Source organism: Mesorhizobium sp. PL10, assembly GCF_053714315.1.
Window position 1 is genome coordinate 66,322 of sequence record NZ_JBSKBR010000014.1, and the last position, 26,601, is coordinate 92,922.

The 26,601-nt window shown below is 63.4% G+C and carries 24 protein-coding genes; 10 read left to right on the plus strand and 14 right to left on the minus strand.

Translation table 11 applies throughout. The features are described from left to right. Nucleotides 1-85: 85 nt before the first annotated feature. Nucleotides 86-1,387 carry a glucoamylase family protein gene (locus tag ACWGTO_RS22080; RefSeq protein WP_454576920.1) on the minus strand — a complete coding sequence of 434 codons (1,302 nt, stop codon included), beginning with the start codon at nucleotides 1,385-1,387 and terminating at the stop codon, nucleotides 86-88. A 137-nt stretch (nucleotides 1,388-1,524) separates the two neighbouring features. Next, nucleotides 1,525-4,632 carry an autotransporter outer membrane beta-barrel domain-containing protein gene (locus ACWGTO_RS22085; protein WP_454576921.1) on the minus strand — a complete coding sequence of 1,036 codons (3,108 nt, stop codon included), beginning with the start codon at nucleotides 4,630-4,632 and terminating at the stop codon, nucleotides 1,525-1,527. Nucleotides 4,633-4,840: 208 nt separating this feature from the next. Here ACWGTO_RS22085 and ACWGTO_RS22090 point away from each other — a divergent pair, with 208 nt between their 5' ends. Continuing rightward, nucleotides 4,841-5,077: a hypothetical protein gene (locus tag ACWGTO_RS22090; protein ID WP_454576922.1), complete on the plus strand. Its 237-nt coding sequence runs from the start codon at nucleotides 4,841-4,843 to the stop codon at nucleotides 5,075-5,077. Between the two features lie 479 nt (nucleotides 5,078-5,556). After that, complete coding sequence (locus ACWGTO_RS22095; protein ID WP_454577016.1) at nucleotides 5,557-6,435, plus strand: DMT family transporter; 879 nt, start codon at nucleotides 5,557-5,559, stop codon at nucleotides 6,433-6,435. A 13-nt stretch (nucleotides 6,436-6,448) separates the two neighbouring features. Here ACWGTO_RS22095 and ACWGTO_RS22100 read toward each other — a convergent pair whose 3' ends face one another. From ACWGTO_RS22100 to ACWGTO_RS22120, 5 genes are all read right to left on the minus strand, one after another. Next, entirely contained in the window at nucleotides 6,449-7,759 is a 1,311-nt protein-coding gene (locus ACWGTO_RS22100; RefSeq protein WP_454576923.1) for a hemolysin family protein, read from the minus strand. A gap of 137 nt (nucleotides 7,760-7,896) precedes the next feature. Then, the gene (locus ACWGTO_RS22105; RefSeq protein WP_454576924.1) at nucleotides 7,897-8,604 is read right to left on the minus strand and encodes an LssY C-terminal domain-containing protein; all 708 of its coding nucleotides are present in this window, start codon (nucleotides 8,602-8,604) and stop codon (nucleotides 7,897-7,899) included. 74 nt (nucleotides 8,605-8,678) lie between these two features. Beyond that, the gene (locus tag ACWGTO_RS22110; protein ID WP_454576925.1) at nucleotides 8,679-9,482 is read right to left on the minus strand and encodes an extensin-like domain-containing protein; all 804 of its coding nucleotides are present in this window, start codon (nucleotides 9,480-9,482) and stop codon (nucleotides 8,679-8,681) included. Nucleotides 9,483-9,587: 105 nt separating this feature from the next. After that, on the minus strand, nucleotides 9,588-10,712 hold the full coding sequence (locus ACWGTO_RS22115) for an extensin family protein (protein WP_454576926.1): 1,125 nt from the start codon (nucleotides 10,710-10,712) through the stop codon (nucleotides 9,588-9,590). 127 nt (nucleotides 10,713-10,839) lie between these two features. Then, nucleotides 10,840-11,265, minus strand: coding sequence for a DUF3775 domain-containing protein (locus ACWGTO_RS22120; RefSeq protein ID WP_454576927.1), 426 nt, complete (start codon nucleotides 11,263-11,265; stop codon nucleotides 10,840-10,842). Between the two features lie 223 nt (nucleotides 11,266-11,488). Here ACWGTO_RS22120 and ACWGTO_RS22125 point away from each other — a divergent pair, with 223 nt between their 5' ends. Continuing rightward, nucleotides 11,489-12,025, plus strand: coding sequence for a tetratricopeptide repeat protein (locus ACWGTO_RS22125; RefSeq protein ID WP_454576928.1), 537 nt, complete (start codon nucleotides 11,489-11,491; stop codon nucleotides 12,023-12,025). A gap of 287 nt (nucleotides 12,026-12,312) precedes the next feature. Beyond that, nucleotides 12,313-12,786, plus strand: a complete 474-nt coding sequence (gene greA / locus ACWGTO_RS22130; protein ID WP_181058741.1) for a transcription elongation factor GreA — start codon at nucleotides 12,313-12,315, stop codon at nucleotides 12,784-12,786. 23 nt (nucleotides 12,787-12,809) lie between these two features. On the opposite strand, the gene waaC is transcribed toward greA, so the two are convergent. Genes waaC through rfaD form a run of 3 tightly spaced genes read right to left on the minus strand, consistent with a single transcriptional unit; the run spans nucleotide 12,810 to nucleotide 15,711 of the window. Then, on the minus strand, nucleotides 12,810-13,784 hold the full coding sequence (waaC, locus tag ACWGTO_RS22135; RefSeq protein ID WP_454576929.1) for a lipopolysaccharide heptosyltransferase I: 975 nt from the start codon (nucleotides 13,782-13,784) through the stop codon (nucleotides 12,810-12,812). After that, complete coding sequence (gene waaF / locus ACWGTO_RS22140; protein WP_454576930.1) at nucleotides 13,781-14,788, minus strand: lipopolysaccharide heptosyltransferase II; 1,008 nt, start codon at nucleotides 14,786-14,788, stop codon at nucleotides 13,781-13,783. The genes waaC and waaF overlap by 4 nt, the downstream gene beginning before the upstream one ends. Continuing rightward, nucleotides 14,761-15,711 carry an ADP-glyceromanno-heptose 6-epimerase gene (gene rfaD, locus ACWGTO_RS22145; RefSeq protein ID WP_454576931.1) on the minus strand — a complete coding sequence of 317 codons (951 nt, stop codon included), beginning with the start codon at nucleotides 15,709-15,711 and terminating at the stop codon, nucleotides 14,761-14,763. Before rfaD ends, waaF begins: the two co-directional genes overlap by 28 nt. A gap of 143 nt (nucleotides 15,712-15,854) precedes the next feature. Here rfaD and ACWGTO_RS22150 point away from each other — a divergent pair, with 143 nt between their 5' ends. From ACWGTO_RS22150 to ACWGTO_RS22165, 4 genes are all read left to right on the plus strand, one after another. Next, complete coding sequence (locus ACWGTO_RS22150) at nucleotides 15,855-16,487, plus strand: LysE family translocator (protein ID WP_454576932.1); 633 nt, start codon at nucleotides 15,855-15,857, stop codon at nucleotides 16,485-16,487. A 125-nt stretch (nucleotides 16,488-16,612) separates the two neighbouring features. After that, on the plus strand, nucleotides 16,613-18,103 hold the full coding sequence (gene rfaE1 / locus ACWGTO_RS22155; RefSeq protein WP_454576933.1) for a D-glycero-beta-D-manno-heptose-7-phosphate kinase: 1,491 nt from the start codon (nucleotides 16,613-16,615) through the stop codon (nucleotides 18,101-18,103). Between the two features lie 8 nt (nucleotides 18,104-18,111). Beyond that, nucleotides 18,112-18,684 carry a D-sedoheptulose-7-phosphate isomerase gene (locus ACWGTO_RS22160; protein ID WP_454576934.1) on the plus strand — a complete coding sequence of 191 codons (573 nt, stop codon included), beginning with the start codon at nucleotides 18,112-18,114 and terminating at the stop codon, nucleotides 18,682-18,684. Further along, nucleotides 18,677-19,333 carry a D-glycero-alpha-D-manno-heptose-1,7-bisphosphate 7-phosphatase gene (locus tag ACWGTO_RS22165; RefSeq protein ID WP_454576935.1) on the plus strand — a complete coding sequence of 219 codons (657 nt, stop codon included), beginning with the start codon at nucleotides 18,677-18,679 and terminating at the stop codon, nucleotides 19,331-19,333. Before ACWGTO_RS22160 ends, ACWGTO_RS22165 begins: the two co-directional genes overlap by 8 nt. Here the strand turns inward: ACWGTO_RS22165 and ACWGTO_RS22170 are convergent. Beyond that, a complete protein-coding gene (locus tag ACWGTO_RS22170) occupies nucleotides 19,330-19,800 on the minus strand; it encodes an Lrp/AsnC family transcriptional regulator (protein WP_454576936.1) in 471 nt (156 codons plus the stop codon). The two genes, ACWGTO_RS22165 and ACWGTO_RS22170, sit on opposite strands and share 4 nt — an antisense overlap. Nucleotides 19,801-20,056: 256 nt before the next feature. On the opposite strand from ACWGTO_RS22170, the gene trxB reads away from it, so the two are divergent. Beyond that, nucleotides 20,057-21,031 carry a thioredoxin-disulfide reductase gene (trxB, locus tag ACWGTO_RS22175; protein ID WP_454576937.1) on the plus strand — a complete coding sequence of 325 codons (975 nt, stop codon included), beginning with the start codon at nucleotides 20,057-20,059 and terminating at the stop codon, nucleotides 21,029-21,031. 80 nt (nucleotides 21,032-21,111) lie between these two features. Further along, complete coding sequence (locus ACWGTO_RS22180) at nucleotides 21,112-22,008, plus strand: LysR family transcriptional regulator (RefSeq protein WP_142869168.1); 897 nt, start codon at nucleotides 21,112-21,114, stop codon at nucleotides 22,006-22,008. Between the two features lie 130 nt (nucleotides 22,009-22,138). On the opposite strand, the gene ACWGTO_RS22185 is transcribed toward ACWGTO_RS22180, so the two are convergent. From ACWGTO_RS22185 to ACWGTO_RS22195, 3 genes are all read right to left on the minus strand, one after another. Then, nucleotides 22,139-22,657 (minus strand): methyltransferase family protein, encoded by a 519-nt coding sequence (locus ACWGTO_RS22185; protein ID WP_454576938.1) that lies wholly within the window; start codon nucleotides 22,655-22,657, stop codon nucleotides 22,139-22,141. A 781-nt stretch (nucleotides 22,658-23,438) separates the two neighbouring features. After that, nucleotides 23,439-25,490, minus strand: a complete 2,052-nt coding sequence (locus tag ACWGTO_RS22190) for an elongation factor G (RefSeq protein WP_454576939.1) — start codon at nucleotides 25,488-25,490, stop codon at nucleotides 23,439-23,441. A gap of 244 nt (nucleotides 25,491-25,734) precedes the next feature. After that, on the minus strand, nucleotides 25,735-26,592 hold the full coding sequence (locus tag ACWGTO_RS22195) for an alpha/beta fold hydrolase (protein WP_454576940.1): 858 nt from the start codon (nucleotides 26,590-26,592) through the stop codon (nucleotides 25,735-25,737). Between the last annotated feature and the right edge of the window lie 9 nt (nucleotides 26,593-26,601).

Genomic DNA, 26,601 nt, shown 5'->3' on the forward strand with positions numbered 1-26,601 from the left:
CTGGATCATCCTCCCAAGGATAACATCTCCCAGAAGGGCGGCGCTTGCGCCGCCTTTTTTCATTTGCAGGAAGCAGTGGCCGCCTTCACAGCCAGCCGCCGGAAAACCCGGCCCGGCGCAGTCCGGTGGCGATGGCAGGCACCCGGCGCATCAGATGCCAGAGGAAGTCCGACCGGTAATTCTCGATCATCAGGGCAATCGGCCCCTGATTGATGCCGACATGGTCTGGCGACACCCAGCCGCAGGCGCGGCCGTCGGCGGCGGCGATCGTCGGGTTGAAGCTTGCGGCGAAGCCGTAAGGATTGCCTACAAGCAAGTCCATCTCGTGAAAATGGCGCAGCGCCGGCAGCACGATCTCCGGCGCAAAGGGGAGGGAGGCGATCGCGGCCCAAGGCGACAGCGTGCCGTCGTCAGGACCGAAAGGCGCGCCGCGGGCGAGATAGCCGAAGAAGCGGCGGCCATCGAGCCTCATTTCACGCTTTGGCGGGCCGGGGCCGTCGCTGGCGGTGAGACCCCAGCAGTTCTCGCCATAGCCGCTCAATCCCTTCGGATTGCGAATGGCATAGTCACGCTGCAGGTAGGTCGCCTGGCGGCTGTTGTGGAAATAATCGCTGTCGTGGTCGCGCATGAAGGCATCGCGGATGCCGCGAAAATCGATCCAGATATGCGAGAACTGGTGGATGAAAAGCGGGCCGGCATAGACCAGCTCGCGGCCGTAGATTGTCTTCCACTTGTAGGTGGACAGCCATGCCGCATAGCTCTCGGGCGGCAGCGAGTGGGTCGGTGATCCCAATCCAAGCACGAACAGGATCAGCGCCTCATCAAATCCTTCCCAGCGATAGCGCAGGAAGCCCTTTTCGGGCCGCCAGCCATGAGTGACGGTGGCGCCGCCATTTTGTGCCCAGCGCCAGTCGGCGCGGCGGTAGAGCGCATCGGCCAGCCGGCGGATTTCCAGTTCGGATTCATCGTCTTCGCCGAAATAGACGCCGGCGGCCAGAACGCCGGCCAGCAGAAGTGCGGTATCGACCGTGGACAGCTCGCAATTCCAGACGCGGCGGCCGGTCTCCATGTCGAGGAAATGATAGTAAAAACCCTTGTAACCGGTGGCATCAGGCTCCGGTCCATGCGGGGCGTTCCAGAAGAAGCGGAGCGTGGCGAGCGTCCGCTCAATTGCGGCGGCGCGCGTCATGAAACCGCGCTCGACACCGACGGGATAGGACGACAGAGCGAGACCGACGGCGGCTATGCTGGCAGGCGACGCCGACGTGTTGCGGTCGGCGACCAGGCCGTTGGCAGGGTTGGCCTCGTTGAGAAAATACTCGAAGGACAGGCGCTGGATGTCTTGGAGCAACTCGTCATTCAGCGCGTGTTCGTTCGATGCATCCATGACTACCGATATAGAGGCTTTGGCGGCATTTCCCACATTTGCGTCGGATCAATCATAGGTGAGAAAGGCTGACAACGAAACCGACTGCCAGCACCATCTCACTGCAACTGCCGTTCACGATGCTGGCTGTTGCCTGCCTACCACTTCATCTTGAAACCCAACGAGCCGCCGACGGCGTAGCTGTCGCCGGAATCTTCCAGGCTCGAGCGCGCCAGCGCCTCGCCATGGACGGCGTAACGGTCATCGGCCCAGCTCAGCGAGCCACCGAGGCCGAGTCCGCCCCATAGCGGCTGCGCCTTGCTGACCAGCCTGGTGGAGGAGGCTACATCGGACACACCGACATCGGTGCCGTCGAGGAAGTCGTAATAGAGGTTGGCGATGCCATAGACGTGCGAGCGGCTCGACTGACCGGCCTTGTTCTTCCACTCGTTCTCATAGTCGGCCGACAGGCCGAGGCGGCCGGTCAGGCTGTCGCTGCTGCCGTTGGAAACGACGGCGCCGAAGGGATCGGTGAAGGTGTCGAAATCGACCGAGGCATAGCTGAGCTGCGCCTGCGGGGTCAGCGACCATCTGCCTTGAAGAGCGATCTTCTGTCCGGCCTCGATGCCGAGGCCATAGCCGAAGCCGTTGTTGCCGTCGGCGAGGCGTCTGCTCAGCGTCGCGGACTCGAGGTCGCTGTCGAACCAGGTGAGTTGCGCCTGCGTGTCGACATAAAAACCGTTCTTGCCATACCAGGTCAGCGTGCCGCCGACGCCATAGCCGGTCGTGTCGATCGAGCCGACGCCGAACCCCGAGGCGACATCCGACTTCACCGCGCCGTAGTGAACGGTGACGCCGCCGACCACGACGCCAGCTGCCGTTTCGGAGAGCAGGACATCGAGACCCGCCTGCAGCTTCCAGAGGTCGGCATCATAGTCGGTGCCGGTCGTACTCGTGCCGGGATCGAATTGGCTGTGCGCCGCTTCGATGCGGCCCCAGATCGGGTTGCCTGCCTCGGCGCCCGCCGATTGCGGCGCCCATGAGCGGTTGCCGACCCGCTGCTGCAGCGTGCCCGGCCGGTTGAAGCTCTGCAGCACGCCGGCGTAAGCCTCGTAGATCGGAACGGTGGGCGCGTAGAGCGGCGATGTCGGGTCGTCGATCAGCGCGGAGCGCAGATACCAGTCGCCATCGTCCGGCGTCGAGACGCCGTTCTGATAGAGACGGTAGGCATAGGCGCCGGCCACCACGGCCTGGTCGCCCTCGAAGACGTAGTCGCCCTGCAGGTTGAAAGTGCCGGCCGACGCGCCGCCGACATCGATGATCTTGATGCTGTTGACGGTCTGCCCGCCCAACCCGCCAATGCCGATCACCTTGACGTTGGCGGTGCCCGACGTGTCGCCGGTGATGACCAGCTTGTCGGTTGGGGAGGCATCACCGTCGAGTATGGCTTCGATCTCGACCGTGCCGCCGGCGCCGACGAAATTGCCCTGCACCGTCAGCAGGCCGATCGAATTGCCGGGCGCGATCACGCCGCCGGCCTGCAGCGTGGTGTTGCCCACGGTTCCGTTGCCGCCAAGCGCGCCGCCGCTGAGAATGGTGACGGCCGAATTGGCGAGCGAGCCGTTGACCGAGAGCTTGCCGGCCTCGATCGTGGCCGCGCCGCTCAGCGTGTTGATGCCGGTGAGGTTGAGATTGCCGGCACCCCTCTTGGTGAGTGTGCCGGTGCCGTCGATGATGGCGGCAAAGCTGGCATTGGCCGGCTGGTCGAAGACGAGCGCGGCGTCGTTCAGGATGTTGCCGGTGCCGAAGCTCGTTGCCTGGCCGATCAGCGTGCCGGCCGAGACCGTCGTGCCGCCGGCATAGGTGTTGTCGGCGGTCAGGATCGTGGTGCCGGACCCCAACTGGGTCACCGCACCGCTACCGGAGATGGTGCCGGCAAAGGTATAGGTATTCGTGCGGTAGAAGGCGAGGGTGCCATTGTTGGTGACGCCGCCTGTTATCGAGCCAGATGTGCCGCGATTGCCGAGTTGCAAGGTGCCGGCCGAGATCGTCGTGCCGCCGCTGTAGGTGTTGTCGCCGGTCAGGGCCGTGGTGCTGGAACCCTGTTGGACCACGCCGCCGCTGCCCGAGATGACGCCGGCAAGAATCAAGCCGTTGGAGCGGTCCAAGGCGAGGGTGCCGTTATTGGTGACGTTGCCTGTTATCGAACCCGACATACCGCCATTGCCGAGCTTCAGCGTGCCGGCGGAGATCGTCGTGCCGCCGGCGTAGCTGTTGTCGGCCGTCAGGATCGTTGTGCCTGAACCTTGCTGGACCACCGCGCCGCTGCCGGAAATCGTGCCGGCGAAAGTCGCCTCGTTGGAGCGATCGAAGGCTAGGCTGCCGTTGTTGGTCACGTTGCCTGTTATCGAGCCTGACGTCCCGCCATTGCCGAGCTGCAATGTGCCAGCCGAGATCGTGGTGCCGCCGGCATAGGTGCTGTCGCCGGTGAGCACTGTCGTACCGGTGCCGATCTGGTTTGCCACACCGCTGCCGGAGATGATGCCGGCAAAGGTGTAGGTATCGGAGCGGTCGAAGGCGAGGGTTCCGTTGTCGGTCACGTCACCGATGATCGATCCAGTCGTGCCGCCATTGCCGAGCTGCAGCGTGCCGGCGGAGATGGTCGTGCCGCCGTCATAGGTGTTGTCGCCGGTCAGCACCGTCGTGCCGGTGCCGATCTGGTTCACCGCGCCGATGCCGGAGATGGCGCCGGCATAAATGTAGGTGTCGGAGCGGTCGAAGGCCAAAGTGGCGTTGTTGGCGACGTTGCCGAGGATGCTCCCCGATGTGCCGCCATTGCCGATCTGCAACGTGCCCTGGCTGATCGTCCAGCTTTCGGTGGCGGTGTTGTCCGCGGTCAGCGCCCAAGTGCCGCTGCCGGTCTTCTCGAGGATATCGAAGTTCCGGTATTGCCCGGCAGCACCGATCGAACCATCCAGGATCGAGAAGCCCGTTCCGGTGAGCCGAAGGCTATCCGTGGCCGCCGTCGCGTTCGCCACCACATTGCCAAAGATTTGCGAGCCGTCCTGCAGCTCCAGGTGGATTACGCCCGTCGTCGGCGCGACACTCCACCCGATTGCGTCGGCGCCGGCGCCGGCCCGGATTATGCCGCTGTTGACGATATCGATCACGGCGCTGGCGGCGCCCACAATCGCGCTTCCACCGGCGCCGCCCCCTTCGATGGTGCCGGTGTTGATGATCTGGCCGGCGCCGCTTCGCACCAGCATGCCGACGCCTCCGATACCGCCTGCGGTTGGCCCGCCGCGGATGGTTCCGTGATTGGTCAAGGTAGTGGCGGCGCCAGGGCCCCCGAAATCGACGCCAGCACCTCCATTTCCTGTAGCGGCTGTTGCGCCCTGGACGAGGCCCATATTCGTAACCGATGCCCCGTTCCGGATTTGCAGCCCCGCCCCTGAACTCCCGCCGCTGGTGCCCATGAACGTGCCCACCAGTGTCCTGACGGCGCCGGTACTTGCGATCTGGACGCCGCTGCCCGCCGCGCCCGAAAGCGTGAAACCTTGCGTGTCGATCGTGATGGACTTGGTCGGCACCGGCAGTGAAGTGTTAGCCGTGGCAAAGCTGGCGGTCATCACAATCGTCGAGCTGGAATCGCCGTCTCCATTCGCCGCAGTGATGGCGGCGCGCAACTGGCTGTCAGTGCTGACCATATAGGTCGCGGCAGAGGCGGCGCCTGGAAGCACGCAGGCGATCGCCACGCCGCTCACACCCGCAAGGAGCGTCCTACCCCGAATGCGCCCAGACGCAACCGTGCCACAGCTTGCTCTCATTGAATGATGCCCTGACTGAATGCCGAATGCCTGCGGTGGCTCGCGCCGAACCAAACCGTCAATAGGTTAACTCCAGGTTTGATTCGTGTCTTGCAGTTGAACTGTTCGTTACTGAATATTTTCTGCCGTTACTTCCATGCAACATTAGATTCTCGAAATATAAGCAGTATAAATATAAGCTTTGAATCAAGTATCGCTGGTGGGTCGCCGTGCGAACATGGATCGATCCGCGAAGGCCGCACTGGCCCGCACGGGCCGGGGCTGCCATCTGGCCCTGCCGTTTGGGCCTGATATATCCGACTGGAATCCGTCACATGAGCGATATCAGTGAAGTCACCCAGCACGACAAACGCCGTTTCGCCGATGATCCCGGTGCTGGTCTGCGCGCTTGCCATTTTCCTGTTGTCGGCGATGGACGCGGCGATGAAGAGCCTGGTTATCGCCGTCGGCGTCTACAACACGGTGCTGTGGCGAAGCATGCTTGCGACCGTGGTTGCGGGCACGGCCTGGGCGGCGGGGCCGCGCACGCTTCCCACGCCTTCCGTGCTCAAGCTGCATGCGCTGCGTGCCATCGTGGTCGGTATCGTCCTGCTGTCGTTCTTCTGGGGGCTTGCCAGGCTGCCGCTTGCGGAGGCGATCGGGCTTAGTTTCGTAGCACCCTTGTTTGCGCTGCTGCTGGCCGCGCTGCTCCTGGGTGAAAAGATACAGCGCCAGGCGATCTGGGCGTCGCTGGCCGGCATTGCCGGCGTCGCCATCATCATGGCCGGACCATTCGGGCAAGGGAACTATACCGGGGATGCCCTGCTCGGTACGGTGGCGGTGCTAGTGGCGACGGTGTTCTACGCCTGCAATCTGATCCTCTCGCGACAGCAGGCGCAGGTGGCCAAGCCGGTCGAGATCGTGCTGTTTCAGAACCTGTGCGTTGCCGCTGTCCTTCTCCCCGCCGCGCCCTGGCTGGCGGTTTCCCTGCCGGGCAATCTCTGGCTTCCACTGGCCGCTGTGACGGCCCTGTCGCTCTCCGGCCAGTTCTTGATGAGCTGGTCCTATGCGCGGGCAGAAGCGCAATATCTGATTCCGACGGAATACTCGGCCTTCATCTGGGCGATCGTGTTTGGCTGGTTGTTCTTCGACGAGGCGGCGACCTGGACCACGCTGGCGGGTGCGGCCCTGATCGTCGCCAGTTGCCTGATCGCCTCGCGCTCAAATCCCAGACTTGCCGAACCGATCGAAGCCGCGGTGTGAAGGGGCGCTGTTGTCAGCGCACCACTTCGCGATGACCGCTGGGCAGGCGGGTGGCGATCAGCTTGTCGATGCGGCGGCCGTCGAGGTCGACGACCTCGAAGCGCCAGCCTTGCGCATCGACGCATTCACCCGTCGCCGGCAGATGGTGCATATGCGACAGGACATAGCCGGCGACGGTTTCGTAGTCGCGGTTTTCCGGTAGGTCGATGCCGAGAACTTCCGCCATCTCGTCGGCCTGCATGTAGCCGGCGAGCAGCCATGAGCCGTCCTCGCGCTTTACCGCGTTTTCCTCCTCGCCGGCGTCGAGGTCGGCACGGAACACGCCGGTGATGGCCTCCAGAATGTCGGCAGGGGTGACGATGCCTTCGAAATGGCCGTATTCATCATGCACCAGCGCCATCGGCACGTCGGATTCCTTCAGCTTCTGCAGCACGTCCAGCGCATCGGCCTGATCGTGGACGATGGGGGCGGCGCGCACATGTTTGCGCGGGTCGAGCGCCCGGCCGCCGAGGATGGCAGCCAGCACGTCGCGCGTCTGGACGACGCCGATCATGGCGTCGACGCTGCCATCGCCGGCCGGCAGGCGCGAATGCTGGGTTTCCATCAACAGCTTGCGGATGGTGGCGTCGTCGGATTGCAAATTGATCCAGTCGACCTCGGTGCGCGGCGACATCACCGCGCGCACGGCGCGGTCGCCGAGCCGCATGACGCCGGCGATCATGCGCCGTTCGTCGGATTCGATGGTGCCATGATGCTCGGCCTCGGCGACCAGCATCTTGATCTCCTCGTCGGTAACCTTATCCCCGCTCTCGCCGCGCTGGCCAAGCAGCCACAATATGGCGCGGCCGGAAATGTCGAGCAGGAAGACCAGCGGCGCCGAGACGGTGGCGAGGACGGTCATCGCAGGCGCCGCCCTCACGGCGACCCGCTCGGGATCGCGCAGCGCGATCTGCTTGGGCACCAGTTCGCCGACGATCAGCGAGAAATAGGTGATGATCGCGACGACGATGCCGACGCCGAGCGGATCGGCGATGGTCTCGCGCATGCCGTTGGCGGCCAGGAACTGTGCCAGCCGCTCGCCCAGCGTGGCGCCGGAAAAGGCGCCGGACAGGACGCCGACCAGCGTGATGCCGATCTGCACCGAGGACAGGAATTTGCCGGGATTGGAGCCAAGCGCCAGCGCGCGCCCAGCGCCCTTTATGTTGCGGTCGATCATCGCCTTGAGGCGGGCTGGCCGTGACGAAACGATGGCAAGCTCCGACATTGCCAGAAGGCCGTTCACGCAGATGAGGACGGCTACGGTCGCGATTTCAACGTATAGCATGAGGGGTCAATAGCATTGCCGCGGGCTGCTGGAAAATAGTCCGCGATGATTTTTGGAAAATGACAGTGGCAACTCGCAACGGTACGGCTCAAAAGCATCGGACAGCTTGCCGCCATTTTCAAATGTTTTTTCCGGCCTTACGGCAGTTGCCGCAGGACGCCAACGATGGCCCTGCCGTCGGTGAAATAGGGATCGCCGCCGCCATTGCGTCCGGCTTTGGTGGCGCCGATGCCAGGGATATCGCTCACCGAGATCACCATGCCGGCCGCAGTCAGGTCGTGGATCACGAGATCGCGCTCGGCGTCGATGTCGGGACCGATATGGTGAGTGATGGCGCCGGTGTCGTGGCTGAGACCAACGCCGCGATCGAAGCTCGCCGAGCCCAGCCAGAGCGGGCGGCCGTCGTCGCCGGTCGCATCGGTGCGCCAGAAGCGGACATGATGACGCCGGTCGGCGCTGCCGCCGACCGGCTTTTCAAAGGCGAGGTCCTGGGCGCGGCCTTCGAACAGCAGCCGGCTGACCGGGGCGTCGGGATAGGGATGATCGAACAGCACGCTTTCACCGATTTCGATCGCGGTTTTCAGCGTCACGCCATCGGCCGTGTCCCAGCCGGCCAAGGCGAAGGCATGCACAAGCTCCTTTTCGCTGCCGACAAGGCCGACATTGATCGGGTCGCCCGGAATGCCTTGCGGCGTATGCGTCACCATTTCGAAGGCCTGCTTGCGATAGCCGCGGTCGCGAAACGTCCAGAATTCCGGCGCGGCGACATAGGCAAGCGCCAGCCAGGCAGCCACGATAGCCGCCAGCCAGATCGTTGCGCGTCTTCGAAGGCTTTTTCGACCCACCTGCCGCCGCCTGCTTGTGAGGCGTCACCTTATGCGGTGCAACCGGGTTTTGGCAAAGAGAGAGCCGGCTACCGTCAGCGGCAGGCGCGGTAGCCGCTCTTGCGGTTCTTGATGTCGAAATGGAAATGGTTGCGGTGGTCGTAATTGTAGCCGGGACCGAGCACCGTGGTGAAATACTGGCAGCCGTCGGCGCGCACATTGTTGAGGAAGCCGCGGGTGCGGAAGGCGAACAGGCCCGGCTTGCGCACGTCGATGTCGTCGCCATTGTTGAGCGCGATGCTCATGACGTCGAGCGCGTTGCCCTTGCCGTGCTCGGACAGGACACCTTCACCGGCGATGTTGCGGCAGGAATAGCTCGAGCCCTGGTGGATGGTTTTCACGCCCGAGAAATAGCGCCAGCGGGCCGAGGGAACCAGTTCGTTCCTGGTCCAGGCGGCAAAGCTGGCCGCCATGTTGCAGGTCAGCGTCGCCGCCGGTTTCATCTCGATGCCGGCGATGGAAGAGACCTTGACCGGCCAGTCGATGCCGCACTGTCCTTCATGGATCGGCTGGACATCAGTGTAGGCGACGCGAAGGCTCTTCAACTCGCTACGGCAGTCGATTTCGCTGGCCGGCATCTGCTCAGGCTCCGACATCGGCTCGTCCATGCGCGGATAGGCGGCGGTCATGTAGGGGTTGGACGGGACGAGCTTCTGCATTCCCTCATATTGCGGGACGGCCGAAGTCTGCGAGCCGACGTCAACGGCCGGCTGCAAATTCAGCACGCTGCCGGTGTTGCAGGCCGAAACGGCGGCCAGCGCAAGGCCGGAGGCCGCCATCGCCGCGCGTTTCGACTGGCGCAAGGGGGCGAGAAAAACGGCGCGAAATCTGCCGGCCATTGACGGAATCCCGTTGACGGATATCCGGCATTTTAACGATCAAGGGTAAAGGAAAACTCAGCGCATGCGTTCACGCCTGCGGCCGAAATGCGGCAGCCTGCCAGCCTACTGGCAGAAGGTGCCGCCGTGCCGGCGCGGTTCGAGATCGAGGTGGAGATGCAGGGCGTGGTCGGCGTCGGCGCCGGGTCCAAGCACGGTCTTGAACGGTCCGCAGGCCGCCTTGCGCACGGCGTTGAGGAATTTGCCGTCCTTCTCGGGCGGCGTTGGACCAACTTCGATCTTCCTGCCGTCCGACAAGGTGAAGCTGGCGATGTCGAGGGCGTTGCCGAAGGCGTGTTCCGACAGTTTGCGCGTGCCGTGGCGCGGGCGGCAGACAAAGGCCGATGCCTGGTTGATTGATTTCAGGTTGGCGCCGAATTCGTCCTTTGCCGCCGGCTGGATGACATTGGCGGCAAAGCGGGCAGCCGCCTCGGCCATTGGGCAGTTGAGTTCGGTCGGGGGCCCGATGGCGATGGATTTGCCGAGTGATTTCAGCATGATCGGATAAGGGATCGAGCAGCCGATGTCGGGATTGCTTTCAGCCTGGCGTCCTTCGAATTCGACGCCCAGAGCCCTCAATCGTTCGCGGCAGGCAACTTCCTCCGCCGGCATTTTCGCGTCGGGCAGATCGGCCGAGCGGGGGTCGGGGAGCATCTTCTTGTCGTCGGCATCCGCCGGTTTTTCGGGCGGCTGCGGGGCGATGACCGGCGGCTCTGCCTCCGGCTTTGTGGCGTCGGGCCGTTCGGTCGGAACCGGCACCACTGCCGGTGGCTCAGGCTCGCTTTCCGTATCGTTTGACTGCTCTGGCGCTGACGGCTTCGGGGCTGACGGTCCGGGCCGCGCCTGTTTTTTAAATCGGGATTTTTCCTGATTGAACCGGTCGTCGTTGGCAGCGGTCTTCGGATCTTCGGTCTTCTGCTCTTCGGTCTTTGCGGCGTCGGTTTTCTGCTCCTCCGCTGGGCGCGTCTCGGGCACCGGAACATCGCCAGCTAAGGGCTGTGGCGCCGGCGTTTTCGGTTCTGCCTGGTTCGGCACGATATGCCGCTTGCCGCGCGGTTTCAGGCGGTGCTTGCTGCGCGGCTTTGGCGGCCGGTCGGCCCGTTGTGTCAGCGGCTGATCTACCCGCGGGGTCAGCGGCGTGTGATGCCGGCGATGCCTGGCGTCGGCAGGCGTCGTGAGCAAGCCCGCCACCACTATAGCCAGCGCCAACCCGCACATTCTGGAAAAGACAAGCGCCGCCATCGGTCCTAAACGGCGCGGGCCTGCGGAGGTTGCCCGGAAAAGCGCCAGCGCCCGATCACGATCGGTTACCCCGGCGTTACGCGCCGATAGCCTCCAGCCCTTCCTCCAGCCAATCGGCCAAGAGCGGCATGCCGAGCAGATATTTTGCCGTGCGCTTGTTGGCGCGCTCGCGCGCGGCGGCAAGCGCATCGGACCATTCCGCCGCGTCATAGTCGCCGCGGCCGACCCAGGCCAGCGCGATGAGTTCGGCCGCTTCGTCGACATTGAGGTCGTTGATCAGTTCGCGCAGCTCTTCCTCGCTGAGGTTTTCCGAGCTTTCCTCGGCAAGCCCGTCATGGTGGTGATTGTCGCGCGTGTCGCCGTCGAACTCGACCTCATGCTCGGCGCCGTCGGTATAGTCCTCATTGACGGCCGCGCTCAGACCCTTTGCCTTGAGAATGAACAGCCGCACGGTGTCCGGGCCGATCGATAGCTCCCATTCCCGTTCACGGCGCTGTTGCACTCTCGCGCACTCCGTTGGTCATTTCGTGGATGGATGATAGCGGATTTGCAGCGCGCGTCACGTCACCTTCGGCCGGCTGGCTTCATGGCTGGCGAAATTTTGACTCGCGCGGCTGTCTTTTGAAGCGGTTTTGGCAAATAGTTTTGCTGGCGGCGGCTTTTCCGGGATGAAATGATGTCGGCCTGGCGTTAGCGTTTCATCATTATCCCTCAAGGAGGCTTCGATGCGCAGACGATTGCTGATTCAAGTTCTAGCTGTTGCCGCCCTGCCGCTGTTTGCGGCGCCCGCATTCACCGCGGGTGAAGGCGGCGGAGGCGGCGACGGCGGGAGCACGAAATGCAAGAAGGGCGAGGTCTGGGACAAGAAGCTCAAGAAGTGCGTCGCGCCGAAGTACGGCATGCTCGACGACGACAACATCTACGAGGCCGGCCACGATCTGGCGATGGCCGGGCGCTATGATGAGGCGATCGCCGTGCTCAGCCTTGCCGAGAACAAGCAGGATCCTCGCATCCTCAACTATCTCGGCTATTCGCACCGTCATTCCGGCCGCATCACGGTCGGCCTCGGCTATTACGAGGAAGCGCTGCGCATCAATCCCGATTACACGCTGGTGCGCGAATATCTCGGTGAGGCGCATCTGCAGATCGGCGACCTGGCCGGCGCCCAGGAGCAGTTAGCCGAAATCGAGAAGCGCACAGGCAAAGGCTCGCGCGAATACGGCATGCTGGCCGAACAGATCTACCATTTCATGAGAAGTTGACCCCACCCCAACGGCTTCTCTGGGCCGGCTGCGAGCATTCGCAGTCGGCTTTTTGCTGTCGCGGCCGCAGCTCAGCGCACATGCCGTGGCGGCAACTGCACAATCGGCTCAAGATTTTTCAAAAGCCCGTTTTTTCAGCGTGAAAAGCGCGCGGAGATCGCTATATTAGGGGAAATTGCGGTGAAACGGTTCCGTTAGCCCGAGGCTGCCGGACCCGTTTTCTTTTTGTACCCATCGACAAGGCTTTCCCCGAAACGCGGGGGTGGCGGCAGGAAAGGTCAGGCAACATGAACAAGGTCCCGATGACAGGCGAGGGCTTCGCGTCATTGAAGGAAGAACTGCGTTGGCGCCAGCAGGAAGAGCGGCCGCGCATCATCGAGGCGATCTCCGAAGCGCGCTCGCATGGCGACCTGTCCGAAAATGCCGAATATCATGCCGCCAAAGAGTCGCAGAGCCTCAATGAGGGCCGCGTCAACGAGCTCGAAGATTATATCGCGCGCGCCGAGGTGATCGACGTCACCAAGCTCAGCGGCGACAAGGTCAAGTTCGGCGCCACGGTGGTGCTGGTCGACGAGGACACCGAGGAGAAGAAGACCTACCAGATCGTCGGCGACCAGGAAGCGGACGTGAAGTCGGGCCGTATCTCGATCTCGTCGCCGATCGCGCGCGCGCTCATCGGCAAGGAAGTCGGCGACGCCATCGAGGTCAATGCGCCGGGTGGTGCACGGGGCTACGAGATCGTCCAGGTGCAGTTCATCTAGAACGTCGGATAGTTCTGAAAGTTCTAAGCCGGCGCTTGTGATTTGAGCGCCAGCTGCTTTTCAGCTTCCGCCACCACCTCAACCGGCGTCAGGCGCTGCCCTGACGCGGCCAGCAGCGTTGAGGCATACGCTCCGCGCGGGCCGGTCAAACCGGGTTCCGTCGCCAGGAAAATCGCGATCGTCGGCAGGCCGAAGGCGCTGGCAAGGTGGGTCAGGCCGGTGTCGGCGCCGACGACCACGGTCGAGCGGCCAAGGATGGCGGCGATCTCAGCCAGCGGCGATTTTGGCACCACGATGGTTGACGGCACGGCTCTGGCGATCGCCTCGGCCACGGCCTTCTCGCGCTCGTTCGACCAGGTGGTGACCGGCGTGAACTGCCGTTCAGCCAGCAGCCGGGCGGTTTCGATCCAGTCTTCGGTCGGCCATTTCTTGTCCTCGCGACTTGTGCCGTGCAGCAGGAAGGCGGTTTTGCCATCGATGCCGGCCAGTTCGCCCGGAGGCGGCACAATCCCCGATGCCAGCGTCGATAGATCGGGCTTGTAGCCGAGCGCCAGCCCGAACAGCCGGCGCGTGCGTTCGATAGCGTGCAGGTCGCGCGGCACGGCGTATTTGCGCTGGTAGAACAACGTTGCCGAGGGTTCTCGCGCGCTTGCGCGGTCGAAACCGGCAACCGGCGCGCCGGCCTGGATGGCGACAAAGGCCGACTTCAACAACCCCTGCGCATCGATGACCAGGTCGTACTGGCCCGCCTGCAGTTTCCGGCGCAAGCCGGCCATCTCGCGCCATGTACCGCTGTCGAAAAGGTGCTTGCGCCAGCGCCGGATCGCCACCTTGTGGATGGTTCGGATCCCCGGATGCAGCGCGACGATGCCGGCGAAGGCCTCTTCGACGCACCAGTCGAAGGAGATATCGGGGCGCTTGCGGCGCGCATCCTCGAGCGCCGGAAACGTGTGGATGACGTCGCCCATCGACGATGTCTTGACGATCAGCACCTTCATGCGACGGCCGGCATTTCCAGCAAGCGGTCGACCGCCGCAGTTACGCGTTCGACATCGAGTGTTTTCAGGCAGTTGAGATGGCCGAGCGGGCAAACCTTCTGGTGGCAAGGCGAGCAGGACAAATGCAGCCAGATCAGCTCGCGCTGCTCGGCAAGCGGCGGCGTGTTTTCCGGCGAGGTCGAACCGTAGACGGCAACGATCGGCGTGCCGACGGCAGCCGCGACATGCATCAGGCCACTGTCGTTGGACACCGCCAGTCGTGCAGCCGCGATCAGGTCGATGGCGTCTTCCAGCCGCGTTTTCCCTGCGAGATCGACGACACCGGGAGCGAGCGCTGAAATCTCGGCGGTGACGTCGCGATCGTTCTTGGAGCCGAACAGCGCGACCTTGAATCCCTTTGCCATCATCTCGCGGGCGAGACCGGCATAGCTTTCGCTCGGCCAGCGCTTGGCCGGGCCGAATTCGGCGCCGGGCATCAGGGCCACGAATTTTCTCGGCTGCAGGTCGAAGCGGGCGAGAAGCTCTTTCTGGTTGGCGGCATCGACAGTGAGCCGCGGCGGCCGGAACTGTCCGCCTTGGGCGAGGGCGAAATAGGCTTGCGCGGTGCGCCGCTTCACAGCATCGGGCAGCGGCACGATGTCGGTCAGCAGGCCATAGCGCATTTCACGCAAATTGCCGAAACGGCGGGGAATGCGGGCAAAGAACGGGATCAGGGCCGACTTCCAGCTTCCCGGCAGGACGTATGCCATGTCGTAGCGGCCGCGCAGCAGGCGGCCAAAGCGGCGGCGGATGGTGAATTCGAGCGCGCCGGCTTTCAGTGGAAAATCGATCTGCTGGCGGATCTCGGGCATGCGCTTGACCAGCGGGGCGGCCCAGGCCGGGGCCAGCACGTCGATGGCGGCGTTGGGATGGAGTTCCTTCAGCGCCGAGAACAGGCACTGCGCCATGACCATATCGCCCACCCAGCGTGGGCCGATCACGAGGATCGTTGGGCTTTCAGCCATTCGACATAGTCTCTGACGCCGGTTTCCACGCTGCGGAATTGCCCGTTATAGCCGGCTGCGCGCAAGCGGGACATATCAGCCTGGGTAAAACTCTGGTAGCTGCCCTTGAGATGGTCGGGAAACTCAATGAACTCGATCTCGCCCTTGCCAAGCGTATCGATGACGGTCTCGGCGATGGCGCGAAACGGCTGGGCGCGGCCGGTGCCGCAGTTGAAGATGCCGCTCGAGCCGCGCTTCCACAGCCACAGATTGACGTCGGCGACGTCTCCGACATGGATGAAATCGCGGCTCTGTTCGCCCGGCCCGAAACCGTCATAGGCGCCGAACAGCTTGGGGTTCTCACCGCGCCGGACCTGATTGAACAGGTGGAAAGCGACCGAGGCCATGGCGCCCTTATGCGCCTCGCGCGGTCCGTAGACGTTGAAATAGCGCAGGCCGGCGACCTGCGAATGATCGGTGTCGAATACGGTGCGGCGGACATAGTCGTCGAACAGTTTCTTCGAATAGGCATAGACGTTGAGCGGCCGCTCCAGCGCCGGATCCTCGCGAAACTCCGAACCGCCGCCATAGACGGACGCCGAGGAGGCGTAGAGGAAGGGGACGCGCAGCACCTGGCAGGCATGCAGCAGCCGCTTCGAATAGGCGTAGTTCACCTCCATCATGAACTTGCCGTTCCATTCGGTGGTGGTCGAACAGGCGCCCTGATGGAAGACGGCCTCGATGCGGCCGAGGTCGCCGGCTTCCAGGCGCGACAGGAGTTCGTCCTTGTCGAGATAGTCCGCGATCTGCAAGTCGGCCAGATTGGCGATCTTGTGGCCGTCGGTGAGGTCGTCGACGACAAGGATGTCGTCATGGCCTTCGGCGTTGAGTGCGGCGACGATGTTGGAGCCGATCATGCCGGCGCCGCCCGTGACGATGATCATGAAGGCCTCTGGTTGCTTGCGATTCCGGTCCTTATAAGGGAGGCCAGCCGGGCTGTCGATGAAGCAGACAGTTGCGCCGCAGTCGCGCTGCAAAGCTTCCGCTTCACTCGATCCACGCCGCCCTGACATATTGAGGTGCAAAAATGCCGCCGACCGAACTGCTCATTGCGTTTTTCGCCACCACGGCGATCTTCGCCTACATCCCAGGCCCGGCCATGCTCTATGCGGCCGCGCAGACGATGGCGCGTGGGCGCTGGTCGGGGCTGACGGCTGCGCTTGGCATCCATCTCGGCGGTTATGTCCACGTCTTTGCGGCTGCGGGTGGCCTGTCGGTGCTGTTTCATGCCGTTCCGCCGCTCTATATGGCGGTCAAGCTCATCGGCGCGCTCTATCTGATCTGGCTCGGCGTCGCCCTGTTCCGCAAACGCGGGGAGGGGGATGCGGCATTGCCCGTTGTCGAGCGCAAATCGGCGCGCCGCGCGTTTTTCGAGAGCATCACGGTCGAAGTGCTCAATCCGAAGACGGCGATCTTCTTCATGGCGTTCCTGCCGCAGTTCATCGATGCCTCGGCTGGCTTCCCGGTCTGGCTGCAGTTCGTCGTTTTGGGCACCATCGTCAATCTGATGTTTTCTTCCGCCGACATCGTCTGCGTGTTGCTGGCCGGGCTGGTGATCGGCCGGCTCAAGCGCTCCAGCCGGGCGCAGCGCCTGATGCAGCGGGCAGGCGGGGCGGTGCTGGTTGGACTGGGCGTGCATGTCGCCCTGCAGAAGAGCTGACGGGCTGCGCTGACGTTGCGCTGCGTGGATTTGCGGTATATCGGCTTCGCCATGAACGATCCGGCCCGTAAATTGACAATTTTCAGCGTGATTGAGATCGGCCTTTCCCTCGCATTGCCAGTGACATGATCAAGCACAATCCGCCTTCTCCTGAGCCCCTGCACCGCGCCATTGCCCGCTTTGGCGATGTCGCCGTGCTGGTGGTCGGCGACTTCATCCTCGACCGTTTCGTCAACGGCGTCATCGAGCGGATCTCGCCAGAGGCGCCGATCCCGGTGCTGCACGGGCGCGGCGAGACATCGACGATGGGCGGCGCCGGCAATGTCGTCGCCAACATCGTCTCGCTGGGTGCCAATGCCATCCCGGTCTCGGTGATCGGTACCGATGTGGCCGGTGACAATCTGGTGCGCATGCTTGGCGAGCTCGGCGCCGACACGGCAGGCATGGCGCAGGAGCGCGGCCGCATGACGTCGTCGAAGAGCCGCTTCAGCGCGCTCAACCAGCAGGTGCTGCGCTTCGACGAGGAAGAGATCAAGCCGCTCGACGACAAGGAGCGGGCAGGCTTGGTCCGGCATTTTCGCGGCGCACTCTCTCGCGCCGATATCGTCATCCTGTCCGATTACGGCAAAGGCATCCTGCTCGATGGCGTCGCCGCCGAACTGATCGCCATCTGCCGCGAGGCGGGAAAACCGGTGCTGGTCGACCCCAAAGGACGCGACTATGCGCGCTATGCGGGGGCAACCGCCATCACCCCCAACCGCAAGGAGCTTGGCGAAGCCGTGGGTCATCCGGTTTTCGCCGATGACGAGATTGTCGAGGCAGCACGCGAATTGATTGCGGCGCATGGCTTCGACTTCGTCGTCGCCACCCGCAGCGAAAAGGGCATGAGCGTCGTCGGCCACGATGAGGCGCGCCACATTGCCACCCAGGCGCGCGAAGTGTTCGATGTGTCGGGCGCCGGCGACACCGTCATCGCGAGTTTCGCGCTGGCTCTGGCCGCGGGTGCTGATCGCGTCATGGCCGCCTCCATAGCCAATGCCGCCGGCGGCGTGGTGGTGGGCAAACGCGGCACGGCGCGGCTTACCGTCGAGGAACTCACCGGCGCGCTGTTCCGCTCGCACGGCCCGACCGCCCACAAGGATGCCATCCTCGATGCAGCATCGGCAGCACGCATGGTGGCGGCGTGGAAGGATGAGGGCCTCAGCGTCGGCTTCACCAATGGCTGTTTCGATATCCTGCATGCCGGCCATGTCAGCCTGCTGCACGCGGCGCGCAGCCAGTGCGACCGGCTGGTGCTCGGCCTCAACAGCGATGCCTCGGTGCGCAGGCTGAAAGGACCGGGCCGTCCGGTCAACGACCAGCATGACCGCGCCTGCGTGCTCGCTGCCCTGGCGTCGGTCGATGCCGTGGTCGTCTTCGAAGAGGACACGCCGCTGGCGCTGATCGAGGCGCTGCTGCCCGACATTCTGGTCAAGGGCGCCGACTACACCGTCGAAACCGTTGTCGGCGCCGATGTGGTGCAAAAGGCTGGTGGACGTGTCGTGCTGGTCGATCTCGTTGCCGGCAAGAGCACCACCGGCACGATCGGCAAACTGCGCGCCGGGACCACAAACTGAGGGATTTCATGTCCGGACTGAACGATTACCTGGTCCGCTCGGCGGCTGCCATCAACGCCATGGTAGAGCGCGATCTGACCGGCGAGATGGAGCGGGCGGCAGTCGCTATCGTCACCGCCCTTTCCTCTGGAAAGGCATTGCTGATCTGCGGCAATGGCGGTTCGGCAAGCGACGCCATCCACATTGCCGGCGAACTGGTCGGCCGCTTTCTCAAGGAGCGCAAGGCTTACAATGTCATCGCGTTGCCGGCCAATGCCGCCGTGCTGACCGCCTGGGGCAATGATTACGGTTTCGACACGGTGTTTTCGCGCCAGGTCGAGGCGCACGGCGCGCCCGGTGGCGTGCTGCTCGCCATTTCGACCAGCGGCAATTCGCCGAGCATCCTTGCCGCCGCCGAGCAGGCGCGGATGATGGGCATGACGGTGGTCAGCCTGACCGGTGACAGCGGCGGCAAGCTCAAGCCGCTCACCGACATCCTGCTCAACGTGCCCTCGACCTCGACGCCAATCATCCAGCAGGGGCATCTGTGCCTCTACCATTATCTCTGCGAGGTGGTGGAAGCGCGTCTCAGCGATGGCTGACAGCGGCGCCTCCGGTCCTTACCCGCTGGCTGAGCCCGGCCTGTGGGTCGAGCGAGTTGGTCGGCGGCTGTTTGTCGTCGACACTCCGGCGCTGTTTCTCGACCGCGACGGCACCATCAACGTGGACACCGGCTATCCCGACGATCCCGCCGACATCGTCTTACGGCCGGAAATGCTGCCGGTAATCCGAACCGCCAATACCGTCGGCCTTCCTGCGGTCATAGTGTCCAACCAGTCGGGCATAGCGCGCGGCTACTTTGGCTGGCCTGAATTCGCCGCCGTGAATGCCCGGCTGCTGGCACTTCTCGAAGCCGAGCAATGCCGTATCGATATGGTCCTTGCCTGTGCCTATCATTCGAGTGGCACGGGTGAACTGGCGATAGGCGATCATCCGATGCGGAAGCCCAATCCCGGCATGCTTTTGCGTGCTCGTGATTTGTTGGGTGTGGACATTGGTCGATCGATCATCGTTGGCGACAAGGCCGACGATATGGAAGCCGGTAGAAGGGCCGGGCTGGTGGAAGGTTGGCTGGTCGGCGGCAGGCTCAACAAAAGGGCGCCCGACGGTAGTTTCACGACGCGCAAGCTGATGACGGGCAATGATTACCGCAGACTGTGCGACGTAGTCGCAGGGTTGGGCGTGGCTTAGAACGCCACCAGCCCTTCGTCCTTGACGCGGCGGATGGTGAGTGCGGTGCGCACCGTGTCGACGTTGGGCGCCGAGGCCAGCTGTTCGATGACGAAGGTCTGGAATGTGCCGAGGTCGCTCGCCACGCAATGCAGCAGGAAGTCGGATTCGCCCGACACCATCCACGCGTCGCGCACGATCGGCCAACCGCGGGTGCGCTCGGCGAATGCTTTGAGCTCGGCATCGGCCTGGTGATGCAGGCCGATCAGGCAGAAGGCGACGACATCCATGCCGAGCGCCGGCGCGTTGAGCAGAGCGCGATAGCCTCTGATGATGCCGGTTTCCTCCAGCCGCCGGACGCGGCGCAGGCAGGGCGGCGCCGAAATGCCGACCCGGCTCGACAGTTCGACATTGGTCATGCGCCCGTCGGCCTGCAACTCGCGCAGGATCTTCCAGTCGATGGCGTCGAGGTTGGCTTTGAGCGGCATGGCTGTCTCAGCTTAAGCGCAAGAATCTTTCGCGATCTCGTCATTAAACGACTTTTGTGTCGATGCCAGCCCTCGGTCGGCGATTCTAAGGCGGCAACGAAAGCGGCGACCCACACGAATAAGCCTGTGGGCCGAAGCTTTCCGGGGACGACGGCCTGTTCGTCTTGCTGGCGTGATCCGCAACCCTTACATTACCGGCACCGTTTCACGTCTTTTTCCAAGGCACACTCGATTGTCTGCCCCGTAGAGGCTTTACATGACCACCAAGCACGCGCCTGTCCTCATCATCGGTTCCGGCCCGGCCGGCTATACGGCTGCGGTTTACGCCGCGCGCGCCATGCTGAAGCCGATGCTCGTCGCCGGCCTGCAGCAGGGCGGCCAGCTGATGATCACCACCGATGTCGAAAACTATCCCGGCTTCGCCGATCCGATCCAGGGTCCGTGGCTGATGGAGCAGATGCTGAAGCAGGCCGAGCATGTCGGTACCGACATCATCAACGACATCATCACGGAGGTCGATCTCAATGTGCGGCCGTTCCGCGCCAAGGGCGATTCCGGCACCACCTACACGGCGGACGCGCTGATCATCGCGACCGGCGCCCAGGCGAAATGGTTGGGCATTCCGACCGAACAGACCTTCATGGGCTTTGGTGTGTCGGCCTGCGCCACCTGCGACGGCTTCTTCTATCGCGGCAAGGAGGTCGCGGTGATTGGCGGCGGCAATTCGGCGGTGGAGGAGGCGCTCTACCTCTCCAATCTGGCAAAGAGCGTGACGGTCATCCATCGGCGCAACGATTTCCGCGCCGAGCGCATCCTCCGTGAGCGGCTGCTGAAGAAGGACAATGTCCGCGTCATCTGGGACACGATCGTAGACGAGATCACAGGCCGGCCCGGCAAGACGCCGCTGCCGCCTTCGGTCGAAGGGCTGAAGCTCAAAAATGCAGTGACCGGCGAGATCAGCCATCTCAAGGTCGACGGCGTGTTCGTGGCGATAGGCCATGCGCCGGCGGTCGAGTTGTTTGCCGGCAAGCTGAAGCAGAAGCCGAACGGCTATCTATGGACGGCGCCGAATTCGACCCGCACCGATGTGCCCGGTGTGTTCGCCGCCGGCGATGTGACCGACGACATCTACCGCCAGGCGGTGACCGCCGCCGGGCTCGGCTGCATGGCCGCGCTCGAGGCGGAAAAGTACCTGGCCGGCATCGAGGTGCACCGCGAAGCGGCGGAATAAAATCTATCAAGACGGCAGAGCAAGCCGTTCAAAAGCCTGATTTTTCATTCAGACGCCAAAAACAGAACGAGGGGAACTCAATGGCGTTGGACTGGGACAAGCTTCGCGTGTTTCACGCTGCGGCGGAGGCTGGGTCGTTCACCCATGCCGCCGAGACATTGCATCTGTCGCAATCGGCGATTTCACGCCAGGTCAGTGCGCTCGAACATGATGTCGGCGTGCCGCTGTTCAACCGCCATGCCCGCGGCCTGGTGCTGACCGAGCAGGGCGAGATGCTGTTCCGCACTGCGCATGACGTGCTGATGAAGCTTGAGACCATCAAGTCGCGGCTGACCGAGGCCAAGGACCGGCCGTCCGGCGTGCTCAGGGTGACGACCACTGTCGGGCTTGGCGCCGGCTGGCTGACGGAGCGGGTGCAGGAGTTCATCGAGCTCTATCCGGAAATCAGCCTGCAGTTGATCCTCGCCAATGAGGAACTCGACCTTACGATGCGCCAGGCCGATTGCGCGATCCGGTTGCGCCAGCCGCAGCAGCCCGATCTGATCCAGCGCCGCCTGTTCACCGTGCATTTCCACCTCTATGCCTCGCCGGCCTATGTCGGCAAACACGGCAAGCCGACCTCGGTCGCCGATCTGAAGAACCATCGCATCGTCACCTTCGGCGTGCCGGTGCCGTCACATCTGTCGGAGCTGAACTGGCTCGAGACAATCGGCGATTTCGAGGGCGGGCAAAGGGTGCCGACGCTGCAGATCAACGACATCCTGTCGATCAAGCGCGCCGTGCAGGGCGGCGCCGGCATCGCCATGCTGCCCGATTATGTGATCTCCAAGGACTCCGATCTGGTGCAGCTGCTGCCGGAGACCGAGGTGCCGTCCTTCGACACCTATTTCGCCTATCCCGACGCGATGAAGAACCAGGCCAAGCTGCACGTGTTCCGCGATTTCATCATCGCGAAAGCACGCAGCTGGTCGTTCTAGGGGCACGTCGATATTCAGGTGAGGCCGGCCTGCGAATGATGGCTTCCTGCGCTTCCGGTGCTCACGTACTTGAGTATGCTCCGCTCCGGTTCTCGGATGCCACCATTCTCGGCTCATTCTGACCTGAATCTCAACATGCCCTGGCGCTCAATTGTCCCCGCCACGGCGTCAGCCGCGGCAGCCAGCCGGGGACGTTGCGGCGGTAGGTCTCGTATTCGGCGCCGTAGCGGCTGGCGAGCGTCGGCTCTTCGTAGAACTTGACGAAGGAGCTCATGACGACCGCGCCGATAGCGGCATAGGCAACGACGGGCCAGCTCGAAAACATTAGCGCCTGGCCGACGATGATCGACAGCACGGCGACATACATCGGGTTGCGAACATGGCGGTAGGCGCCGCCGATCACCAGCTTTTCCGTGGGCGCGACAGGTGCCGGCGTGCCAAGCCCTTCGAGCGCGAAGCGGGCGAAGGAATGGATGAGCAGGGCGATGGCCGCGACGATCAGGATTCCGCCAACAGGGACGAAGCCGGGTACCGTCGACAGCGGCAGACGGTAGTGGTCCGCCAGCAGCCAGGGCACCACACCGGCGACGACGCAAGGCGCTGCGATGAAGAAGACCGCGCTGCCGGCGATCGCCTGCGGTGTCCGCATTTCAGGTCTCCTTGCCGACGGCCGGGCGTTCTGATTCTGGCCGGTGCCGCAAAAATAAACGCGCTCTGCCTGATTCCGTGTCACTTGGCATTTTCGCATTTCGGCGCGAAAATCAGGGCCATGATGGTTTTGTGACGGCCATAGGCCGGTCGCACAGGCCATTTGAAGTCTTTTTCTGGTCCTATCGGCCTCTGAAATGGGTTAGACCACAGCCTGCGCCTTTTTGCATGCGTGTGTTGCAAAATAGATGCTTGTTTCTTGGGCATGATCAGCACATATATAGATCATCTCCTGGGCGCGTTCTCCTCCCATTAGCGCCCTCGAGTGTTCCCCTCTGGAGGTTAGCCTTAACAGGCACTTCCAATCAAACTCAGCCGGATCTTCGTTGATCCGGCTTTTTTGTTTTAAGGGCCTGCCTCAGCAGGCGAAAAAACCGATCAGAATTGCCGCGTAACAGTGACATGTAACCTCGGGTAACCTGTCGCAGGCGCGATTCATCGTTTAAGTAGATCATAGGACGCGGTGTGGTTCGTCCGGGAGATGGGGGCATCACTCGGAAGATCCGGGCTCAGGCGGCTACCGCGTCCGAACCTATTCTTCTGCCAGTGCCGTATGGCGCGGCGGATACATGCGGCGGACCTGCCGTTTTCCTCCCAAGAAGACGGTCCGCACAAAAAACGGCGTCGGGATCATCCGGACGCCGTTTTTTGTGCGGATCAGATGCGGCCTTCAGAGCAGTTCACCGTTTCACTGAAACGCTGAACCGCTCTAGCTCATTGTTCTACGCGGCCTTGCCGTTGGCGTTCATCGCCTCGTCGGCCAACCGTCCGGTAAGCTCCGCCATATGATCGAAGGCACAGCGATAGCTGGCGACGCCGGCGGTTGCCGAGCGCAGTTCGATGATCAGATCGCCGATCTCGGCCTGCGGCATGGTCGCCTCGACGACATCCCATCCCGGCCAGTCGGGCCGCGCGTCGTAGCCGAGGATCTGGCCGCGCCTTTGCGGGATCAGCGCAATGATCTTCGACGTGGCTTCGGACGGGGTGACAATCTCGACCTTCATTACCGGCTCGAGCAGCACAGGCGAACAGGCCGCCATGCCTTCCTTCATCGCCAGCTTGGCCGCCATCTGGAAGGCCATGTCGGAGGAATCGACGGCATGGTAGGAGCCGTCGGAGAGGTTGACGGCGACATCGACGACAGGGAAGCCGAGCGGGCCGGATTTGAGATAATCGCGCACGCCGGTCTCGACCGACTGGATATAGGTCTTGGGCACGACGCCGCCGGTGATGGTGTCCGAGAACTGGAAGCCGGAACCACGCGGCAGCGGCTTTATCTCGATCACCACATCGCCGAACTGGCCATGGCCGCCGGACTGCTTCTTGTGACGGCCGCGCTGCTGCACCGTCTTGCGGATGGTCTCGCGGTAGGGGACGGCAGGGGCATGGCCTTCGACCGGGATCTGGTTCTTGCCTTCCAGCCGCTCGCGCACGACCCGCAGATGCATCTCGCCGTGGCCTGACAGCACGGTCTCTGCCGAGTCCTGGTTGTGGCGCAGGCTGAGCGAGGGATCTTCCTCGGCCAGACGCTGGATGGCCGCCGACATCTTGACCTCGTCCTTGCGCTCCTTCGGCCGCAGGGCGAAAGCAAAGACGGGTTGCGGCGCCGCCAGCGTGACCAGCGGCTTGATGCCCCCCTTGGTGGAGCTCAACGTCTGGCCGGTCTTGACCTCGTCCAGCTTGCCCAGGGCCACCGTGTCGCCGGCCTTGGCCGACGTGAGCTTGGACTGGTCCTTGCCGAGCATCTTGTAGATGCCGGAGACCTTCGCCGTCTCGCCGTTCGACAAATAAAGCTCAGCGGCATCGGCGATCTGGCCGGAGAGCACGCGCGACACCGACAGCTTGCCGCCATGCGCGGTGTGGATGGTCTTCATCACCTGGACGACGGTCTGATTGCCTTCGGGGACACCGAGCCGTTGTCGGGTGGCCTCGACATCCGGTGCGTCATGGCGGATCGCCTTCAACAGGCGCAGCACGCCATTGCCCTTTTCAGCGGTGCCGATCAGCACCGGGGTTATGGCGCCGGCGCGCAGGTCGGCGGAGAGATCGTCGAACACCGCGTCTTTCGGCGGCTCGATCTCCTCCAGCAGCTGCTCCATCAACTGATCGTCATGATCGGCAAGGGTCTCAAGCATGGAGAAGCGGGCTTCCAGTTCGCGCGCCTTTTCGTCGCCCGGTATTTCGGCGACCTGGCTTTCGGCATATTCGCGGTAGATGTAGGCGCGCTCCAGCGCCAGGTCGATCGAACCGATGACCACGTTGTCCTTGCGCAGCGGAATCTGGCGCAGCAGCAGTGGCGCCGCGCTCGTCGGCTGCAGCATCTTCAGCGTGTCGCGCACACCGGCGATCGCCTTGTCGACCTTGTTGAGGAACAGGATGCGCGGCACGCCGAGATCGTCGAGCTTGCGCATGATGAGCTGCAAGGCGGGGATCTTCTTCTCATCGGCCTCGGCGACGACCACGGCGATGTCGCAGGCGGCCAGCACCGGTTCGGCCTCGAAGGAAAATTCGATCGATCCGGGACAGTCGACGAAGGTGAGTTGCTCGCCCATGAATTCGGTGGTGGCAAAGGTAGCCTCGACGCTCATGGCGTGCGCCCGAGCCTCGGGCGAATGATCGGAAACGGTGCTTCCCGATGAAACGGGATTTTGGCGGGGTATGGCGCCTGTACGGGCGAGGATGGCTTCGAGAAGTGTCGTCTTACCGCTTGCAAAGGGACCGACTATGGCAATGCATTTCGGTCCCGTGCGTCGTCCTCCGGCGCGAGTACTCATGGCTGACCTCCACTCAGGCGTTTGCCCTTGGGTTGCGATCAGCAAAAGTGGAAACGGTTTTGCGCCGATCGCACCCTGTCGTGAGCGGCGGCCGGCCTGTTCGACCGTCGCGGGCGGGTTATTTTCGTTTAGCCTCCTGCCCAAACCCATCGTCCCACGGGTTAGCCGGCAGGGCAAGGAAAATAGAAATGCGCGGTAGTCAGGCGGACCAGCGAGAGCCGGGATCAGAACCGTCGGGAGATTTTCAGCGGGCTTGGGTGCGGCTAGCCGGCCTGGCCGCGCTCTGCTTCACCACTGTCTCGGCAAAGCGCGACAGCAGCGGGTTGAACAGCTCCGGCTGTTCCCAGAAAGGTGCATGGCCGGCGTCCGGGATGACATGGCACTGCTCCCATAGCGAGGCGTAGGCCACCGTCTCGAAGTAGCTCAGCCGCACCAGCGGGTCATGCTCGCCATTGATCACCGCGACGGGAAATGAGGCGTGTTCGACCACCTGTTTCTGGTCGGCGCCCTTGCCGGCAAACATGCTGCGCGCCACGCCTGCGCGAAGCCTGCCGTCGGTGCGCCTTATGGCTTCGCGGAAAGACGGACTTGCGGTGTCGCCGAAGCAAAGCGCCTCAAAGCGCTCGATGTCGCGTTCCGAGTAGACCTTCTTGGAGGTGAGCAGCATGTCCCAGTTTGCGTGAAAGCCGCGCAGCATGCCGAGCGGTCCTCTCGACACCGGCGGTGCTCCGGTCAGCACCAGGCCGCCGACAGCATGATGGAAGCTGGCAAGCTCGATCGCCACATGGCCGCCGAGCGACCAGCCGAAGATGATGGCACGGTCAATGCCCAGCAAATCGAGAAGGCGGGCCGTCGTCTGCGCGAGACCGGTAACCGTATAAGCGGTTGCCGGGTCGCGGGCATCGGAGGACTCGCCATGGCCGGGAAGGTCGAAGGCGATAAGCCGGTGGGCATCGGCGAGCGGACTGTCGAACTGACGGGCAAACACGGCGCGCGAACTGCCTGAGCCATGGATCATGACGATGGGCATGCCGGATCCCGACGACTGGCTGAGGCGCAAATCGGCCTGCGGCGTGCGGATGGTGCGGTCAGTGACGCTCATGCTGGATTA

What these genes read in the sequence shown, in the direction of transcription:
- ACWGTO_RS22080 (WP_454576920.1), bottom strand. Translation starts at nt 1,387, where the DNA reads ATGGATGCATCGAACGAACACGCGCTGAATGACGAGTTGCTCCAAGAC.
- ACWGTO_RS22085 (WP_454576921.1), bottom strand. Translation starts at nt 4,632, where the DNA reads ATGCTGGTGCGAAGCGGCGCCGGCCAGATCATCAACACCGGCACCATC.
- ACWGTO_RS22090 (WP_454576922.1), top strand. Translation starts at nt 4,841, where the DNA reads ATGAACGTGCCCACCAGTGTCCTGACGGCGCCGGTACTTGCGATCTGG.
- ACWGTO_RS22095 (WP_454577016.1), top strand. Translation starts at nt 5,557, where the DNA reads ATGATCCCGGTGCTGGTCTGCGCGCTTGCCATTTTCCTGTTGTCGGCG.
- ACWGTO_RS22100 (WP_454576923.1), bottom strand. Translation starts at nt 7,759, where the DNA reads ATGCTATACGTTGAAATCGCGACCGTAGCCGTCCTCATCTGCGTGAAC.
- ACWGTO_RS22110 (WP_454576925.1), bottom strand. Translation starts at nt 9,482, where the DNA reads ATGGCCGGCAGATTTCGCGCCGTTTTTCTCGCCCCCTTGCGCCAGTCG.
- ACWGTO_RS22125 (WP_454576928.1), top strand. Translation starts at nt 11,489, where the DNA reads ATGCGCAGACGATTGCTGATTCAAGTTCTAGCTGTTGCCGCCCTGCCG.
- greA (WP_181058741.1), top strand. Translation starts at nt 12,313, where the DNA reads ATGAACAAGGTCCCGATGACAGGCGAGGGCTTCGCGTCATTGAAGGAA.
- waaC (WP_454576929.1), bottom strand. Translation starts at nt 13,784, where the DNA reads ATGAAGGTGCTGATCGTCAAGACATCGTCGATGGGCGACGTCATCCAC.
- waaF (WP_454576930.1), bottom strand. Translation starts at nt 14,788, where the DNA reads ATGGCTGAAAGCCCAACGATCCTCGTGATCGGCCCACGCTGGGTGGGC.
- rfaD (WP_454576931.1), bottom strand. Translation starts at nt 15,711, where the DNA reads ATGATCATCGTCACGGGCGGCGCCGGCATGATCGGCTCCAACATCGTC.
- ACWGTO_RS22150 (WP_454576932.1), top strand. Translation starts at nt 15,855, where the DNA reads ATGCCGCCGACCGAACTGCTCATTGCGTTTTTCGCCACCACGGCGATC.
- rfaE1 (WP_454576933.1), top strand. Translation starts at nt 16,613, where the DNA reads ATGATCAAGCACAATCCGCCTTCTCCTGAGCCCCTGCACCGCGCCATT.
- ACWGTO_RS22160 (WP_454576934.1), top strand. Translation starts at nt 18,112, where the DNA reads ATGTCCGGACTGAACGATTACCTGGTCCGCTCGGCGGCTGCCATCAAC.
- ACWGTO_RS22165 (WP_454576935.1), top strand. Translation starts at nt 18,677, where the DNA reads ATGGCTGACAGCGGCGCCTCCGGTCCTTACCCGCTGGCTGAGCCCGGC.
- ACWGTO_RS22170 (WP_454576936.1), bottom strand. Translation starts at nt 19,800, where the DNA reads ATGCCGCTCAAAGCCAACCTCGACGCCATCGACTGGAAGATCCTGCGC.
- trxB (WP_454576937.1), top strand. Translation starts at nt 20,057, where the DNA reads ATGACCACCAAGCACGCGCCTGTCCTCATCATCGGTTCCGGCCCGGCC.
- ACWGTO_RS22180 (WP_142869168.1), top strand. Translation starts at nt 21,112, where the DNA reads ATGGCGTTGGACTGGGACAAGCTTCGCGTGTTTCACGCTGCGGCGGAG.
- ACWGTO_RS22185 (WP_454576938.1), bottom strand. Translation starts at nt 22,657, where the DNA reads ATGCGGACACCGCAGGCGATCGCCGGCAGCGCGGTCTTCTTCATCGCA.
- ACWGTO_RS22190 (WP_454576939.1), bottom strand. Translation starts at nt 25,490, where the DNA reads ATGAGTACTCGCGCCGGAGGACGACGCACGGGACCGAAATGCATTGCC.
- ACWGTO_RS22195 (WP_454576940.1), bottom strand. Translation starts at nt 26,592, where the DNA reads ATGAGCGTCACTGACCGCACCATCCGCACGCCGCAGGCCGATTTGCGC.